This window comes from Amycolatopsis sp. NPDC004378 (assembly GCF_053602455.1).
This window is the reverse complement of record NZ_JBSGDR010000014.1, coordinates 133,897-148,601: the sequence shown is the minus strand read 5'-3', so window position 1 is coordinate 148,601 and position 14,705 is coordinate 133,897. Positions and strand designations below refer to the sequence as shown.

At 70.1% G+C, this 14,705-nt stretch carries 15 protein-coding genes; 5 read left to right on the top strand and 10 right to left on the bottom strand.

Annotated elements, in window-relative coordinates:
• A complete protein-coding gene (gene nuoN / locus ACWEN0_RS33255) occupies positions 1-1,569 on the top strand; it encodes an NADH-quinone oxidoreductase subunit NuoN (protein ID WP_451982615.1) in 1,569 nt (522 codons plus the stop codon).
• Positions 1,570-1,615: 46 nt separating this feature from the next.
• Here nuoN and ACWEN0_RS33250 read toward each other — a convergent pair whose 3' ends face one another.
• From ACWEN0_RS33250 to ACWEN0_RS33230, 5 genes are all read right to left on the bottom strand, one after another.
• Entirely contained in the window at positions 1,616-2,296 is a 681-nt protein-coding gene (locus tag ACWEN0_RS33250; RefSeq protein WP_451982612.1) for an ESX secretion-associated protein EspG, read from the bottom strand.
• Between the two features lie 2 nt (positions 2,297-2,298).
• Positions 2,299-3,549 (bottom strand): PPE domain-containing protein, encoded by a 1,251-nt coding sequence (locus ACWEN0_RS33245; protein WP_451982609.1) that lies wholly within the window; start codon positions 3,547-3,549, stop codon positions 2,299-2,301.
• Complete coding sequence (locus ACWEN0_RS33240) at positions 3,549-4,175, bottom strand: DUF3558 domain-containing protein (RefSeq protein ID WP_451982606.1); 627 nt, start codon at positions 4,173-4,175, stop codon at positions 3,549-3,551. The genes ACWEN0_RS33245 and ACWEN0_RS33240 overlap by 1 nt, the downstream gene beginning before the upstream one ends.
• Entirely contained in the window at positions 4,175-4,600 is a 426-nt protein-coding gene (locus ACWEN0_RS33235) for a hypothetical protein (protein WP_451982603.1), read from the bottom strand. Before ACWEN0_RS33235 ends, ACWEN0_RS33240 begins: the two co-directional genes overlap by 1 nt.
• Before the next feature lie 161 nt (positions 4,601-4,761).
• On the bottom strand, positions 4,762-5,418 hold the full coding sequence (locus tag ACWEN0_RS33230) for a hypothetical protein (protein ID WP_451982600.1): 657 nt from the start codon (positions 5,416-5,418) through the stop codon (positions 4,762-4,764).
• Positions 5,419-5,694: 276 nt separating this feature from the next.
• On the opposite strand from ACWEN0_RS33230, the gene ACWEN0_RS33225 reads away from it, so the two are divergent.
• Together ACWEN0_RS33225 and ACWEN0_RS33220 are read left to right on the top strand one after the other, a co-directional pair.
• Positions 5,695-6,747: a polyprenyl synthetase family protein gene (locus ACWEN0_RS33225; RefSeq protein ID WP_451982939.1), complete on the top strand. Its 1,053-nt coding sequence runs from the start codon at positions 5,695-5,697 to the stop codon at positions 6,745-6,747.
• A gap of 17 nt (positions 6,748-6,764) precedes the next feature.
• Positions 6,765-8,057, top strand: a complete 1,293-nt coding sequence (locus ACWEN0_RS33220; protein WP_451982598.1) for a sunset domain-containing protein — start codon at positions 6,765-6,767, stop codon at positions 8,055-8,057.
• Between the two features lie 3 nt (positions 8,058-8,060).
• On the opposite strand, the gene ACWEN0_RS33215 is transcribed toward ACWEN0_RS33220, so the two are convergent.
• The 5 genes from ACWEN0_RS33215 to ACWEN0_RS33195 form a co-directional block, all read right to left on the bottom strand.
• Positions 8,061-8,390 (bottom strand): VOC family protein, encoded by a 330-nt coding sequence (locus ACWEN0_RS33215; RefSeq protein WP_451982595.1) that lies wholly within the window; start codon positions 8,388-8,390, stop codon positions 8,061-8,063.
• Between the two features lie 96 nt (positions 8,391-8,486).
• Entirely contained in the window at positions 8,487-9,551 is a 1,065-nt protein-coding gene (locus ACWEN0_RS33210; protein WP_451982592.1) for a 2-oxoacid:ferredoxin oxidoreductase subunit beta, read from the bottom strand.
• Complete coding sequence (locus ACWEN0_RS33205) at positions 9,548-11,473, bottom strand: 2-oxoacid:acceptor oxidoreductase subunit alpha (RefSeq protein ID WP_451982589.1); 1,926 nt, start codon at positions 11,471-11,473, stop codon at positions 9,548-9,550. Before ACWEN0_RS33205 ends, ACWEN0_RS33210 begins: the two co-directional genes overlap by 4 nt.
• 261 nt (positions 11,474-11,734) lie before the next feature.
• Positions 11,735-12,490 (bottom strand): enoyl-CoA hydratase, encoded by a 756-nt coding sequence (locus tag ACWEN0_RS33200; protein WP_451982587.1) that lies wholly within the window; start codon positions 12,488-12,490, stop codon positions 11,735-11,737.
• A gap of 76 nt (positions 12,491-12,566) precedes the next feature.
• Entirely contained in the window at positions 12,567-13,013 is a 447-nt protein-coding gene (locus ACWEN0_RS33195; RefSeq protein WP_026468878.1) for an Lrp/AsnC family transcriptional regulator, read from the bottom strand.
• 83 nt (positions 13,014-13,096) lie between these two features.
• Between ACWEN0_RS33195 and ddaH the strand changes: the two genes are divergently transcribed.
• A complete protein-coding gene (ddaH, locus tag ACWEN0_RS33190; RefSeq protein ID WP_451982584.1) occupies positions 13,097-13,924 on the top strand; it encodes a dimethylargininase in 828 nt (275 codons plus the stop codon).
• A gap of 81 nt (positions 13,925-14,005) precedes the next feature.
• The gene (locus tag ACWEN0_RS33185) at positions 14,006-14,671 is read left to right on the top strand and encodes a polysaccharide deacetylase family protein (RefSeq protein ID WP_451982581.1); all 666 of its coding nucleotides are present in this window, start codon (positions 14,006-14,008) and stop codon (positions 14,669-14,671) included.
• The last annotated feature ends 34 nt before the right edge of the window (positions 14,672-14,705 follow it).

The window sequence follows — 14,705 nt, the reverse complement described above, 5'->3', positions numbered from 1 at the left end:
GTGCTCGACATCCTCCTGACGCAGGCGGAGCCGCCGATCGCGACGCCGTCGGTGGACTACCCGGCGGTGCTGCCGTTGCTGATCGTCCTCGGCGCGGCGTGCGTGAGCGTGCTGGTCGAGGCGTTCGCCGCGAAGCGCTCGCGGTTCGGCCTGCAGGTCGGGCTGAGCCTGGTGGCGATCGTCGCGGCCGGCGTCAGCCTGATCGTCTACGCCACGGGCAGCGCGCCCGCGGGCGGCGTCAAGACGTTCAGCGGGGCGATCTCGATCGACCGGCCGGCGCTGTTCCTCTGGGGCACGCTGCTCGCCCTGAGCGTCGGCGCGGTGCTGCTGATCTCCGACCGCGTGGTCGAGCCGGGCGGCGCGCTGGTCGCGCAGGCCGGCATCCGCCCGGGCACGGTCCAGGACCGCGCGCAGACGGCGACGACCATGCAGACCGAGGTCTTCCCGCTGACGCTGTTCGCGCTCGGCGGCATGATGGCGTTCTGCGCGGCGAACGACCTGCTGACGATGTTCATCGCGCTGGAAGTGCTTTCCCTGCCGCTGTACCTGATGTGCGGCCTGGCCCGGCGCCGTCGCCTGCTGTCGCAGGAGTCGGCGGTCAAGTACTTCCTGCTCGGCGCGTTCTCCTCGGCGTTCTTCCTGTACGGCCTCGCGCTGCTCTACGGCTACGCGAACTCCGTGAAGCTGGCGGACATCGCGGCCGCGGCGGCGGGTTCGGACCGGTCGGACACGCTGCTGTTCGCGGGCCTCGGCCTGCTGGTCGTCGGCCTGCTGTTCAAGGGCTCGGTCGGCCCGTTCCACACGTGGACCCCGGACGTGTACCAGGGCGCGCCGACGCCGGTGACGGCGTTCATGGCGGCCTGCACGAAGGTCGCCGCGTTCGGCGGCATCCTGCGGGTGCTGTCGGTGGCGTTCTCGTCGACGTCCTGGGAGTGGCGCGGGGTGCTCTGGGCGGTGGCGATCATCTCGATGGTGATCGGCGCGGTGCTGGGCCTGACGCAGACGGACGTCAAGCGCATGGTGGCGTACTCGTCGATCGCGCACGCGGGCTTCCTGCTGGTGGGCGCGATCGCGATGACTCGCGACGGTTTGTCGAGCACGCTGTTCTACCTGCTGGCGTACGGCTTCACGACGATGGCGGCGTTCGGGGTGATCAGCCTGGTGCGCGATTCCTCGGGCGAAGCAACGCACCTCTCGGCGTGGGCGGGTCTGGCGAAGCGTTCGCCGCTGGTGGCCGGCGTCTTCACGTTCCTGCTCCTGGCCCTCGCCGGTATCCCGTTGACGTCCGGTTTCGTCGGGAAGTTCGTGGTGTTCTCGGCGGCGCTTTCGGACGGCATGGCCCCGCTGGTGGTGGTCGCCCTGGTGTTCAGCGCGGTGGCGGCGTTCTTCTACCTGCGGGTGATCGTCCTGATGTACTTCTCGGAGCCGGCGGCGGACGGCCCGTCGGTTTCGGTCCCGGGCTTCGGCACCGGCACGGCGATTTTCCTCGGCACGGCCGTGACGCTGGTGCTCGGCCTGGTCCCGGCGTTCGCCCTCTCGTGGGCGGGCTCGGGCGGCTTCGCCTTCTGAGTTTCTCCCTTGGCCGCCACCCCCTGTGCTCGGGGTGGCGGCCTTTTCATTTGAGCTTCCGGCTGATCTCGCGCGGATCACCGGGCAGGACGCTGATGTAGCCGTCGGCGAGCGCGATCCCGACGCGCCCGGCGTCGAGGTCGAGGTAGCTGAGGGTCTTGCCCTCGGCGTGCAGCTGCCCGACGCCGAAGTACCGCTGCTGGAAGAACGCGTCGAGTTCTTGGGCTTCCCGGCTGCGCGCGGGGGCGTCGTCGAAGATGTCGCTGACGTCCTGCGCGCCCTGGAAGTCCTCCTGCGGCAGGGAGAACGGCCTGATGTTCGCCGCGGGGTACTCGGGCAGCCGCGCGACGAGGGCGTCGACGGGATGGGTGTCGGGGGAGACCCCGGCGAGTTCGACCCGTTCCCCCCGGCACACCACGGCGACGGTGGTGCGGTTCTTGGCGGCGACGAGCACGCCGATCTGCGCGTCGGTGTCGCGCGCGTACGCGAAGAGCTCCTGCGCCGGGTTGTCGATGAGGTGCAGGAGGTCTTCGAATTCGGGCGTGAAGCCGTCGCCTTGGGTGAAGCCGTATTCGCTGAGCTCTTCGAAGGCTTGGCGGTTCACCTGGGTTCGCGCGCTGGGCGGGATGTACCGCAGGCCCCCGGCGAAGATCGGGTGCGGGTCCCCGCAGCCGACGCCGCGCATGGCGGTGAGCAGGGTGTGCAGCGAGAATTCGGCGTTGAGCACGGCTATTTGGCCCGGTTCTCGCCGATCACCGGCGGCATGGGTTTTTCGGTGAACCCGCCGAAGGTTTCGTCGGGATCCGGGTTCTGGAGGTACGGGGCCTTCTTCTTTTCGCGATCTTCTTCCTTGCCACGGCCGCCCATCTGGCCACCCATGGGCATGCCGTTGGCCCCTCGTTGCCCGGCAGCCCCCCGCGCGGCAGCGGAGTTGGGGAAGCGTTCTTCGGGCATGCGGGCACCGCTGGCCGCGCCCGGGCCGCGTGTTCCGTACCCGGCGCCTGTCCCTGTCCCTGGTGCTGCGCCGGTTCCTCGCGGGCCGTATCCGGTGCCTGTTCCTGTCCCGGTGTTCATTCCGCTGCCGTACCCGCCCGGCCCGTAGGGGGTGTAGCCGGTACTCCCGCCGAGATTGCTGACGGGCTGCCCGGTGGGCCCGAACTCGTACCCACCCTGAGCGGCAGGAGGCATGACGGGCTGAGGGACGTAGTTGTTGGCATGGGTGTTGTCCGAGCCACCCCCGGGCGGCCGGACTTGGTTCGGTGGTTGATTCGTGCGCTGGACCTGGTTCTGCCCCGGCGGCTGCACGACCTGCCGGTTCTGCGGCGGAACCTGAGACTTCTGCGGCGGAACCTGAGGCTGTCGCGGATTCCGCGCCCATTCCCCGGTATCGGTCGGTCCAGCGGTCTTGTTCTGCTGGTTCTGCGTTCCCGCACCGGGCGTGCTCATGGAGACCGGAGCCCCGGAGTCGGCAAGCTGCGCGTACTGGGCGGGCATCTGCCCCCCATTGGTACTGCTGGCGGAGTGATAGGCACTGAAGGCGTCGATATTGGCCTGCGAATCAGCCTGCCACCCGGCAACCTTGGTGTTGTAGGAGCCAAACCCCTTACCGTTGAGCACATCAGCAACATCCCGAGCAGTGAGCTCAGGCGGCTGAGGAGCAACAGGCTTGACGGAGTTCTTGGCAGTACCAAAGGCATCCATCTGAGCCCCGACAGCAGTCTGGGCATTCTTCAGATGAACAGCATCATCAGCGGCGGCTTGGACAAGCGGAAGCGTGGCATCGGCGGCGGCGCTGCCGGCAGCGCCCTGCCAGCCGGACATGGTCTTGGCCCGCAGAGCACTGATTCGCTGAGCGCGTTCGATCATCCGGGTGGTCAGCTGGGTGGCACTGTCCTGAGCATCAGCGAGCGACCCAACACCATTGCCCCCGGTGATCTGCTCATAGATCTGGGCGGCGGTCAGCGGTCCCTCGGTAACCATCACTTCGCTCCACGAAGGTTCTCGAGCACTTGCGACGCGATCCCATGGGCCGCATCGCAGGGGTCCTTCTTGCCAATATTGCTTTCGGATTGAGCGACGTGGATATCCACAACCTGGGTGTCGCTCACCCCCAGCGCGACAGCACAGCGGCCGCGAGTCGATCGCTCGTCGCTGACGCCGTACGCCACGATGGGAAAGCCGTCGATGGCAGCCAGGGGAAGGAAGAATTTGTATTGCTTGTCCTTCGCCGCGTACACGCTGGTAAGGCCGAGCTGGTCCGCGTCCGTGAAGATGACTGCGACGCCTGCTTGCGAGACATCGGCGGAATCCCAAGCGCAACTCGGTCCCGCGGGCCCCTGCAGATCGGCTTTCCCGGAAACTCCATCGCCCAGCAGTTCTGCGGCCTGAGCGGCCTTCAGCGCGTCGCAGGGTGCCTGCTTGAATCGGGTCACGTCGATCGGGCTCGGCACCTTCGGAACGCCCGGGCCCGGCACGGCACTGCTCGACTCAGTGGAAGAGCTGGTGCTGGCGCCGTTGCTCGAGGGTGAAGGCTTACCTGGGTTCACCGTCGAGCACGCGGTCGCGGCGAGCAGCAAGGCGCTCAGCATGAGTACAAAGCGGCGCATCAGAGACTGCCTCCGGCATGCTTGATTTCGGTGGTGTGGTCGTCTTCGGCGCTCGCATACCGCCCGAGAGCGGTCTTGAACTTGGCGGCCATGTTCCGGCAGTACTCTTCACGCTGAGCCAGCGTGTCCAGGAGCGAGTTTCCGGACTGCTGAATCTTCTCGGCATTGTTGCCGCTCGCGTACTCGGTTCCCGGTCCCTCGGTACGCGCGAGCACGATCGCATGCTCCTGGTCGAGCTTGAACTCGTTCGCCAGGTCGTTCCACTCCCGCACCAGTTCGTGCAGGGTGGCCTCGTCGTACTGGAACCCCGCTCCGCCGGCCCCAGCTCCGGCCTCGCCCCCGTAAGACCCCGCCTCCGGCACGATCGGCCGCAAGGGCGCGCGCCGTGTGTTCGGGTCGTACGCGGGTGGTTGCCCCTCACTCATCGTGGAACCCCGTCGTCATCAGCTCTCCCCTAGCTTGCAGTGTGCTCCGCCCCGGGCACCCTGCGTATCCGACGGCCAGCAGACTACCAGGGTTCCCACCGTCGAAAGCCGGGAAAGAAACGAGGGCCGCGGCAAGCGAGCCGCGGCCCTCGGGTGTGCCTCTACGGCGTTGGTGAACAGGACGTATGGCCCAGCACCACCTGGCCGCTGATGCCCGACGCCGGGAGGAAGTCGATCCGCAGCATCGTCAGGCCGATGCTGCCGTCGCCCGGGAGGTTCTGGATGTTGAACACCGCGTTCGCCAGGACCGTTCCGTTCGACTTCTTGAGCGGCGCCGTGTAGCCGACCGGGACCGGGCTCGGGGGGTTCGGGATGCCCGACATCCCGCCGAAGCTCCAGTTCGCGTTCGTCTGCGTCTGGGTTGCCGTGCACTTCACCGTGAACGTCGCCAGCTTGACGCGCGGGCCGCCCGCGCTGACCAGGGCGGACAGCTCGAAGTTCTTGCCCGTTGCCGTCGAGGTGGTCGTCGTGGCGTCCGTGTTCGGGTCCGTCACCGTCGTCGTGCAGGACGACGTGCCGCCGCCGAACGTGATGCCCGTTTTCGAGACCGGCTGGGCCGTCGCGCTCGTCGGGCCGTCCACCGAGCAGTGACCCTGCGTGGGCACCTTGATCGTCGAACCGGCCTTCGTGAACTCCGCCGAGCCGATGTTCGCCACGCCCGGTTGCGGAGCGGCCTGTGCCGGTGCCGCGGTCACGGCGAGCCCGGTCACCAGCAGTGTCCCGGCGAGCGCGGCCCGCCTCGCGATGGTGTTGCGCATTTCGCGTCCTCCTTGCCGACCGGGGAGAGCCACGCTCTTCCTCCGGCTGAATATCCGCTCGCCGGAGACGTCCGTTGCGCCGGAAACCGCTGATCACCCCTTCGTGGATCATGAACCACCCGTTGGTGAGCCCCGGGGTATCCGGACGGGGGGCCGTTCGCGGGTGTCGCGTTCATCACCGTTTCCGCTGGACAGCGGGTAAACGACCGCGCGGGGTAGCCACTACGCTCAAGGCATACCCGACCGGTGCACGAGTAGAGCGGAGCCGACGTGTCTGTGCCTTCCCCAGCCCCCGGGGCGGGATCCCTCCCCGCTGCGCCGGGTGGCGCCCTCGAGGACCTGCGCGCGTCGGTGGGCCTGCAGATCTCCGACGAGGCCCTGCTGCGCGCCATCGCCGGCGGGCTGGCCGAGGTCGAGAAGCTGCTGCGCGAGGTCGTCCGCAGCGACGTCCAGGCCGTCAACGACGCCGCGTTGCACCTGGTCGAGGCCGGGGGCAAACGTTTTCGTCCGCTGTTCACGCTGCTCGCCGCCCAGTTCGGGCCGAAGCAGGACGACCACGTCGTGATCGCCGCCGCCGCGGTCGAGCTCGTGCACTTGGCGACGCTTTACCACGACGACGTCATGGACGAGGCGGACATGCGCCGCGGCGCCGAGAGCGTCAACGCGCGCTGGGACAACACCATCGCCATCCTCACCGGCGACTTCCTCTTCGCGCACGCGTCGCGCCTGGTCGCCGACCTGGGCACGGACGCCGCGCGGATCATCGCCGAGACCTTCGGCGAGCTGGTCACCGGCCAGATGCGCGAGACCGTGGGCCCCGGACCGGGTGACGACGCCGTCGCGCACTACCTCACCGTGATCGCCCAGAAGACCGGCTCGCTGATCGCCACGTCCGGCCGGTTCGGCGGGATGATGTCCGGCGCCGCCGAGGAGCACATCGAGGCGCTGCGCCGCTTCGGCGACATCATCGGCACCGCGTTCCAGATCTCCGACGACATCATCGACATCGCGTCCCCGTCCGACGAGCTCGGCAAGGCGCAGGGCACCGACCTGCGCGAAGGCGTCCGGACGCTGCCCATGCTCTACGCGCTCGCGGACCCGGGCACCGACCCCCGGCTGGTCGAGCTGCTGTCCGGGCCGATCGCCGAAGACGCGCTCGTGCGGGAGGCCCTCGAGCTGCTGCGCGCGAGTAGTGGCCTCGAACGCGCACGCGTCACCCTTTCCGACTACGCTCAGCGCGCGCGAGCCGAGCTCACCGCGCTGCCGGCGTCACCCGCCCGGGACGCGTGCGAGTCGGTCGCCGACTACCTGGTCGCGCGCACGCACTAAACAGGGGCAGGAAAGAGATGTCCATTTTCGGACAGGTTTGGCTGTGGAGCCTCGCCGCGTTCTTCGTCGGCGTGCTCCTCACCTGGCTGGTGCTGGTGCTGCCGCTCCGCAAGAGCGTCCGCAAGCTGGAGAGCGCGCTGGCGCAGGCCCACGCCGACGCCGCGCGCACGCCCGCGAACGCCGCCGGGCTGGGGCTGGCGGCCGCGCCGGGCACCGAGGTGTTCGCCCGGCCGGAGCCGCGGCCCGAGCCGGAACCGCGGCCCGAGCCGGAGCCGGCGCGGCAGGAGACGTCGTACCCGGGCACGCTCGTCGCGCCCGGGCCGTTCAACCGCGACGAAATCCACGACGACATCGACGAGGACTTCGCCGAGCTGGACTCCCAGGTGCCGCCGGGCACGCTGCCGGAGCCGGAACCCGAGGACGCCTACCGCGCGCCGGAGCCGGAGCCCGAGGGCGACGACCCGTACCGGAGCGCGGCGACGCAGTATCTGTCGCCGGTCGGCGAAGCCGAGCACGAGGACCCGTACCGCGCGTCCGCGACCGAGTACCTGGTCCCGGAGGGGGAGCCCGAGGCCGAACCGGCCGCGCCGGCGCTCTCGCGGCTCGAGCAGCAGCTCGACCCGGACCCGGCGGCGGGCTCGCTGTTCCAGGCCCCGGCCGAGGACGCGCCGGCGCCGGACTGGTTCGACCACGAGCCGCCCGCCGAGCGGTCGCCGTTCGAGGAGCCGGTGGAGCGCACGCGCTACCTGGGTTCCGTGGGCGCTCCGGCGGAGGCCGAGGAAACCGCCGAAGAGGCCGAGCCCGCCGAGCCGCCGCAGTACGCGTTCGGCGGCGACGACGTGGCGGCCAACGGCGACCTCGACGTCCCGGCGGAGACCCCCGCCGAGGCGACGCAGGTGCTCCCGAAGCGGCAGCCACGGGAGGCGCTGCGCGGCGGGTTCGAGCCGCCGCAGCCGATCGAGCCGTCGATGCGCACCGTCGAGCGGCGCGAGACCGACCTCGCCGGCGCGCACAGCGGCTCGCTGTTCGAGCCGTCGGTGCAGCCGAACCAGGCGGCCCTCGCGGCGCCGGAGCCACCGCCCGCGCGGCAGGCGGCGGGCGACTCGGTGCCGCCCGGCCCGTTCGGCCCCGGCTCGGCGATGCCGCGCCCCGGTGGCGGCCGCCCGAGCGACGGCTTCGAGGTCAAGGCCAGCGTGACGGCCTTGCGGTACTGCACCGAGGACTCGGCGCAGTTCCCGAAGATGGTCGCCGAGGTGTGGTTCCGGACCGCCGAGGACGCCGAGCGCGTCGGGTTCCGCCCGCTCAGCTGACCTTCAGGCGGCCTGGAACAGGACCAGGGCCGCGCCGCCGGGATCGGTGACGACGACCAGCGAGCCGACCGGCAGGTCCGTGCGCTCCCGGAGGATTTTTCCGCCCAGCTCCACGGCTTTCGCCGCAGCGGCGTCCACATCGGACACCGGCGCGTAGGGCAGCCACTGCGGCGCGCGGGCGTCGTCCGGCGCCAGCTCGGTGAGGCCGCCCCACGGCACGCCGTCGTCGGTCAGCAGGGCGCCCGAGGTCTGCCAGCCCAGCAGCTCGCCGAAGAACCGGCGGCTGCCGTCCACGTCGGATGTCCGGACGTCGAAGAACACGAACGGTCGCATGACCTGAAACTTAGGACACGTGTCCTAAGTCAGGCAACCCCGAATACGCCGAAGGCCGCCATGCACCGGGCATGGCGGCCTTCGGAGAAGCGGGACTTACGCGACGGTCCAGGTGTCCTTGCCGCGCAGCAGGCCCTGCAGGTCCGGCGTGCGGGCCGCGCGGGCCTCCTCGACCTGGGCGCGGGCGCCGTCGTCGTAGGTCGGGCGCTCGACCTGGCGGAGGATGCCCGTCGGGACGTGGTTCAGGTTCTGGTCGCCGAGGCGCGAAAGCGCGAACGCGTACGACGTGTCGGAGATCGACGGGTCGTGCACCACGACGTTGTCCTCGCCGATGTCCGCGACCTTCGCGACGTCCAGGCCGCCCCAGTCGCCGCGCTTGACGCCGAACTCCTGGTTCGGGCCGAACCGGATCGGCTCGCCGGCGCGCAGCGGGATGAGCCGGGTGGCGGCCTCGTCGGCGTCCTTGAGGACGTCGAACGCGCCGTCGTTGAAGATCGGGCAGTTCTGGTAGATCTCCACCAGCGCCGACCCGCGGTGCTTCGCCGCGGCCTCGAGGACCTCGGTGAGGCCCTTGCGGTCGGAGTCCAATGCCCGGCCCACGAACGACGCCTCCGCGCCGATCGCCAGCGAGAGCGGGTTGAACGGCGTGTCCACCGACCCCATCGGCGTCGACTTGGTGACCATGCCCTGGCCGGACGTCGGGGAGTACTGGCCCTTGGTCAGGCCGTAGATCCGGTTGTTGAACAGCAGGATCTTGATGTTCACGTTGCGGCGCAGCGCGTGGATCAGGTGGTTGCCGCCGATGGACAGCGCGTCGCCGTCACCGGTGACGACCCACACCGACAGGTCCGCGCGCGTGGTCGCGAGCCCGGTCGCGATCGACGGCGCGCGGCCGTGGATCGAGTGCATGCCGTAGGTGTTGAGGTAGTACGGGAAGCGCGACGAGCAGCCGATGCCCGAGATGAAGACGATGTTCTCGCGCTTGAGGCCGAGCGTGGGGAGGAACGACTGGACCGCGTTCAGCACGACGTAGTCGCCGCAGCCGGGGCACCAGCGGACCTCCTGGTCCGACTTGTAGTCCTTGGCCTTCTGCGGCTCTTCGGTGGTGGGCACAAGGTCCAGGCCGCCGAGAGTGGGAAGCCCGATGTCGATTGCGGTCATTTCGCCGCCTCCGTCGCAACGCCGGTGATGATCTCCGAGAACAGGTCCTGCAGCTCTTCGGCCTTGAAGGCCATGCCCGCGACCTTGGTGTGCGAGTGCACGTCCACCAGGTACTTCGCCCGCAGCAGCAGGGAAAGCTGGCCGAGGTTCATCTCCGGCACCACGACCTTGTCGTAGCTGCGCAGGATGTCGCCGAGGTTGGCCGGCAGCGGGTTGAGGTGACGCAGGTGCGCCTGCGCGATCGGCATGCCGAGCTTGCGCACCCGGCGGCACGCGGCGCCGATCGGGCCGAACGACGAGCCCCAGCCGAGCGCCAGGACGCGCGCCTTGCCACCGGACGGGTCGTCGACGACCACGTTCGGGACGTCGATGCCGTCGATCTTCGCCTGCCGCAGCCGGACCATCTTGTCGTGGTTGGCCGGGTCGTAGGAGATGTGGCCGGTCTTGTCGGCCTTCTCCAAACCGCCGATGCGGTGCTGCAGCCCCGGCGTGCCCGGGATGGCCCACGCGCGGGCGAGCGTCTCGGGGTCGCGGACGTACGGCCAGAACTCGCCGGAGTCGTTGTCGGCGTTGGGCTCGGTCGCGAACTCGACGGTCAGGTCGGGCAGGTTCTCGACGTCCGGGATCATCCACGGCTCGGAGCCGTTGGCGATCGCGCCGTCCGAGAGCAGCAGCACCGGCGTGCGGTACTTCAGCGCGATGCGGGTGGCCTCGATGGCCGCGTCGAAGCAGTCCGCGGGGGACAGCGGCGCGACGATCGGGACCGGCGACTCGCCGTTGCGGCCGAACATCGCCTGCAGCAGGTCGGCCTGCTCGGTCTTGGTCGGCAGGCCGGTGGACGGGCCGCCGCGCTGGACGTCGATGACGACCAGCGGCAGCTCGACCATCACGCCGAGGCCGACGGCTTCGGACTTCAGCGCGACCCCCGGGCCGGACGTCGAGGTGACACCGAGCGCGCCGCCGTAGGACGCGCCGAGCGCGGCGCCGATGCCGGCGATCTCGTCCTCGGCCTGGAACGTGACGATGCCGAAGTTCTTGTGCTTGGACAGCTCGTGGAGGATGTCCGAGGCCGGGGTGATCGGGTACGTGCCGAGCAGGATCTGCAGGCCGGAACGCTGCCCGGCGGCGACGATCCCGTACGCCAGTGCGGTGTTGCCGGTGATCTGCCGGTAGGTGCCCTGCGCCAGCTTCGCCGGGGCGACCTCGAACGTCGTCGCGAACGACTCGGTGGTCTCGCCGTAGTTCCAGCCCGCGCGGAAGGCCAGGATGTTGGCCTCGGCGATGTCGGGCTTCTTGGCGAACTTCTCGCGCAGGAACCGTTCGGTGCCTTCGGTGGGCCGGTGGTACATCCAGGACAGCAGGCCGAGGGCGAACATGTTCTTGCAGCGCTCGGCGTCCTTCTTGCCGAGGCCGGTGTCGGCGAGCGCGCCCTGGGTCAGCGTCGACATGGCGACCCGGTGCACCTGGTAGGGAGCGAGCGTGTCGTCGTCCAGCGGGTCGGTCGCGTAGCCGACCTTGGTCAGGTTGCGCTTGATGAAGTCGTCGGTGTTGAGGATGATCGTCCCGCCCTGCGGGACGTCGCCGAGGTTCGCCTTCAGCGCCGCCGGGTTCATCGCGACGAGCACGTCGGGGCGGTCGCCGGGGGTCAGGATGTCGTAGTCGGCGAAGTGGACCTGGAAGCTCGAGACGCCGGGAATGGTGCCTTGCGGGGCGCGGATCTCGGCGGGGAAGTTCGGCATCGTCGACAGGTCGTTGCCGAAGGCGGCCGCTTCGGACGTGAAGCGGTCACCGGTCAGCTGCATGCCGTCACCCGAGTCGCCCGCGAACCGGATCACGACCCGGTCCAGCTTGCTGACCTCGGTCTGCCTGGTCGCGGCGAGCGAGCCGTGACCAGCGCCGTTGCCGTTCGCACTCGTGCTCATGGGTCAGGGATTCCCTCTCTCCCGACGTTGCGGCGGTCAGTCGCCGCCCGGTGCGCCGACGGTCGGATCACCAGGCACTACCACGAGGTTAGCTCGCGCACGACAACGATGTTCCTAGTGTCCCGGGCGCCGGACGACCTCATTACTGCGCTACGGCTTCTTCTGTGCTGGTCCGACAAATATCTGTGACCGATGGTAACGGGTAAACGCCTCTTCTCGCTGTGACACGGGTCTCGGGGGAGGGGAGTCCACCTGGTGGGATCAGGAATGGGACCGGATCCGTGCCCGCATCGCTTCGAGCCGTTCGGCGAACTCCGGCGAGGCCAGCGAAGCCAGCTGCGGCTGGATCTCGACGTCGACGGCGTCGGCGTGCGCGGCCAGCGACGCGGTCGCCCGGAGGCTGCGCTTGGTGGCGAGCAGCGCCTCGCGCGGCGCGGCGACGGCAGGCGCGGCGAGCTCCCGCGCCGCCGCGACGAGGTCGCCTTCGACGACCTCGAGGACGAGCCCGGCGCGGACGGCGGCCGCGGCGTCGAGTGACTGACCGAACAACGTCATCGCCGCGGCCTGCTGCGGGCCGGCCAGCCGCTGCGTCATCCACGTCATGCCGCCGCCGGGGTGCAGCCCCAGCTCGAGGAATCGGGCGACGAACTTCGCGCGCGGTCCGGCGATCCGGACGTCGGCGGCCAGCGCCAGGTTCAGCCCGGCCCCGACGGCCGCCCCGTTCACGGCGGCGATCGTCGGCAGCGCGCAGCGGGCCACGGCGAGGAAGCCGTCGTAGATGGCACGCAGGCCGGTCTCGTCGGCCTGGCCCAGCGCGGTGAGATCGGCGCCGGCGCAGAAGGCGGGCGGCGTCCCGGTGACGACGACGGCGTGCACGTCCGGGTCGCGTTCCGCGGCTTCGACGGCGGCGGCGAGCTGGGCCGAGAGGTCGAGGGTGAGCGCGTTGCGGCTGCCGGGCGCGTCGACGGTCAGCAGCGCGACGCCGCCGGAGTGCTCGCTGACGATGCTGTCGGTCATCGGGGCAGGGTACTGGCGGCGCTGATCGGCAACCTGCTGATGATCGGCACGACAGCGCTGTTCGGCGGGCCGGGGCTCACTCCTCCGGCGTCGGCGGGCGCTCCAAGAGCCGCGAAAGCACGACCGTCGACACGGTCCGGTCCACGATCTCCAGCCCGCGTAACCGCTCGAGCGCCGTCTCCAGGTGGTGGATGTCCGCCGCTCGCAGGTGGACGATCGCGTCCGCCGCGCCTGAGACCGTGTACGCCGCCACCACCTCCGGCAACGGCTCCAAGCGCGCGCGGATGCGGGCCGGGGTGATGTTGCCCTGGCACGTGACCTCGACGAACGCCTCCGTTCCCCAGCCCAGGGCCTCCGGGTCGACCACCGCCGTGAAGCCGCGGAGGATGCCGGTTTCGAGGAGGCGGTCGACGCGCCGCTTGACCGCCGGGGCCGACAGGCCGACCACCTTGCCGATCTCCGCGTAGCTGGACCGCGCGTTCGCCACGAGACACGAAACGATTCGCTGGTCGATGGTGTTCACACGCAACACTTAGCACAGATGTGCGCAGCGAACAGCGATTGATTGCGATATTAGGCAGCCCTTACCCTGCAATCATGCAGGCGATGCGCGTACCGACCACCCGTCGATACCTGATGTGCCCTCCGCGCCACTTCGCGGTGGACTACGTGATCAACCCCTGGATGGACCCGACCCAGCCGGTCAGCGCCGACGTCGCCATGGCGCAGTGGACCGAGCTGCGCGACACCTACCGCCGCCTCGGGCACACCGTCGAGGAGATCGACGCCCAGCCCGGGCTGCCCGACATGGTCTTCGCCGCGAACTCCGGCACCGTCGTCGACGGCCGCGTGCTCGGGTCGCGGTTCCGCGCGCCGCAGCGCGCCGCCGAGGCCGAGCACTTCCGCCGCTGGTTCGTCGAGCACGGCTACCGCGACATCACCATGCCCGAGAAGATCAACGAGGCCGAGGGCGACTTCGCCTGGACCGGCGCCCTGCTGCTGGCCGGCACCGGCTTCCGGACGGACCCGGCCGCGCACGCCGAGGCGCAGGAGGTCCTCGGCGTCCCGGTCGTCTCGCTGCACCTGGTCGACCCGCGCTACTACCACCTCGACACGGCGCTGTTCGTCCTCGCCGAGGCGACGGACACCACCCGCGCGCAGATCGTCTACTACCCGGAGGCCTTCTCGGCCGGCTCGCGTCGCGTGCTGCAGCGGCTGTTCCCGGACGCCGTTTTGGCGACGCGTGAAGACGCAGAGTGTTTCGGGCTCAACGGAGTGTCCGACGGACGCAACGTCGTATTGCCCGTGGAGGCCACCCGGTTGGGTGAACTTCTGGCCGCGCGAGGGTACGAGCCGGTCTACGTCGACATCTCTGAGCTGCGGAAAGCCGGCGGCGGCCCGAAGTGCTGCACGCTGGAGATCCGCAAAGGCTGATTGCCGCCGAAAACCTGTAACTCCCCCGTTTGCCACCGCGATTAATCGAAGTAACAAATCGACTACTCGCGGTGGCAGGCGGTGGGAGCAGTGGCGGTCAACCTCGCCGTGCACGGGATCGGCCGGCCGGCCCGGCAGCTCGATCCCGGCGAGGACGAGCGCTGGGTGACGGTCGAGCAGTTCGACCGGGTGCTCGACGCGGTCCAGGACCGGACGGACGTCCACCTGACCTTCGACGACGGCAACGAGTCCGACGTCGAGATCGCCCTGCCGCGGCTCGTCGACCGCGGGCTGACGGCGGAGTTCTTCCCGCTCGCCGGCCGCCTCGGGCAGCGCGGCTACCTCGACCGCGACCGCCTGCGCGAGCTCGCGCGCGCCGGGATGGAGATCGGTTCGCACGGCTGGGAGCCGCGGGACTGGCGCCGCCTCGACGACCGGCACGCCCGCCGCGAGCTCACCGACGCCCCGAAGCTGCTCGGCGACCTCTGCGGCCGCCCGGTCCGGCGGTTCTCGCTGCCGTACGGCGCCTACGACCGGCGCGTGCTCGCGCGGCTGAAGCAGGCGGGCGCGACGCGGGTGTATTCGAGCGACGGCGGCGCGACGAGCCGCGACGGCTGGCTGCAGGCACGCACGGAGCTGAGCCACGACGTCGACGGCGACTGGCTCGACGAGGTGCTCGAGGCGGGGCACCGGCGTGCCGCGGAGTGGGTGAGCCGGTTGTTCCGCCGCGCTGGGCGCCGAGGCTGATTCCGGCGCGGTGGCCGGTGGGTGGTGAGCTGTT

What these genes read in the sequence shown, in the direction of transcription:
- ACWEN0_RS33245 (WP_451982609.1), bottom strand. Translation starts at nt 3,549, where the DNA reads ATGGTTACCGAGGGACCGCTGACCGCCGCCCAGATCTATGAGCAGATC.
- ACWEN0_RS33240 (WP_451982606.1), bottom strand. Translation starts at nt 4,175, where the DNA reads ATGCGCCGCTTTGTACTCATGCTGAGCGCCTTGCTGCTCGCCGCGACC.
- ACWEN0_RS33235 (WP_451982603.1), bottom strand. Translation starts at nt 4,600, where the DNA reads ATGAGTGAGGGGCAACCACCCGCGTACGACCCGAACACACGGCGCGCG.
- ACWEN0_RS33230 (WP_451982600.1), bottom strand. Translation starts at nt 5,418, where the DNA reads ATGCGCAACACCATCGCGAGGCGGGCCGCGCTCGCCGGGACACTGCTG.
- ACWEN0_RS33220 (WP_451982598.1), top strand. Translation starts at nt 6,765, where the DNA reads ATGTCCATTTTCGGACAGGTTTGGCTGTGGAGCCTCGCCGCGTTCTTC.
- ACWEN0_RS33215 (WP_451982595.1), bottom strand. Translation starts at nt 8,390, where the DNA reads ATGCGACCGTTCGTGTTCTTCGACGTCCGGACATCCGACGTGGACGGC.
- ACWEN0_RS33210 (WP_451982592.1), bottom strand. Translation starts at nt 9,551, where the DNA reads ATGACCGCAATCGACATCGGGCTTCCCACTCTCGGCGGCCTGGACCTT.
- ACWEN0_RS33205 (WP_451982589.1), bottom strand. Translation starts at nt 11,473, where the DNA reads ATGAGCACGAGTGCGAACGGCAACGGCGCTGGTCACGGCTCGCTCGCC.
- ACWEN0_RS33200 (WP_451982587.1), bottom strand. Translation starts at nt 12,490, where the DNA reads ATGACCGACAGCATCGTCAGCGAGCACTCCGGCGGCGTCGCGCTGCTG.
- ddaH (WP_451982584.1), top strand. Translation starts at nt 13,097, where the DNA reads ATGCGCGTACCGACCACCCGTCGATACCTGATGTGCCCTCCGCGCCAC.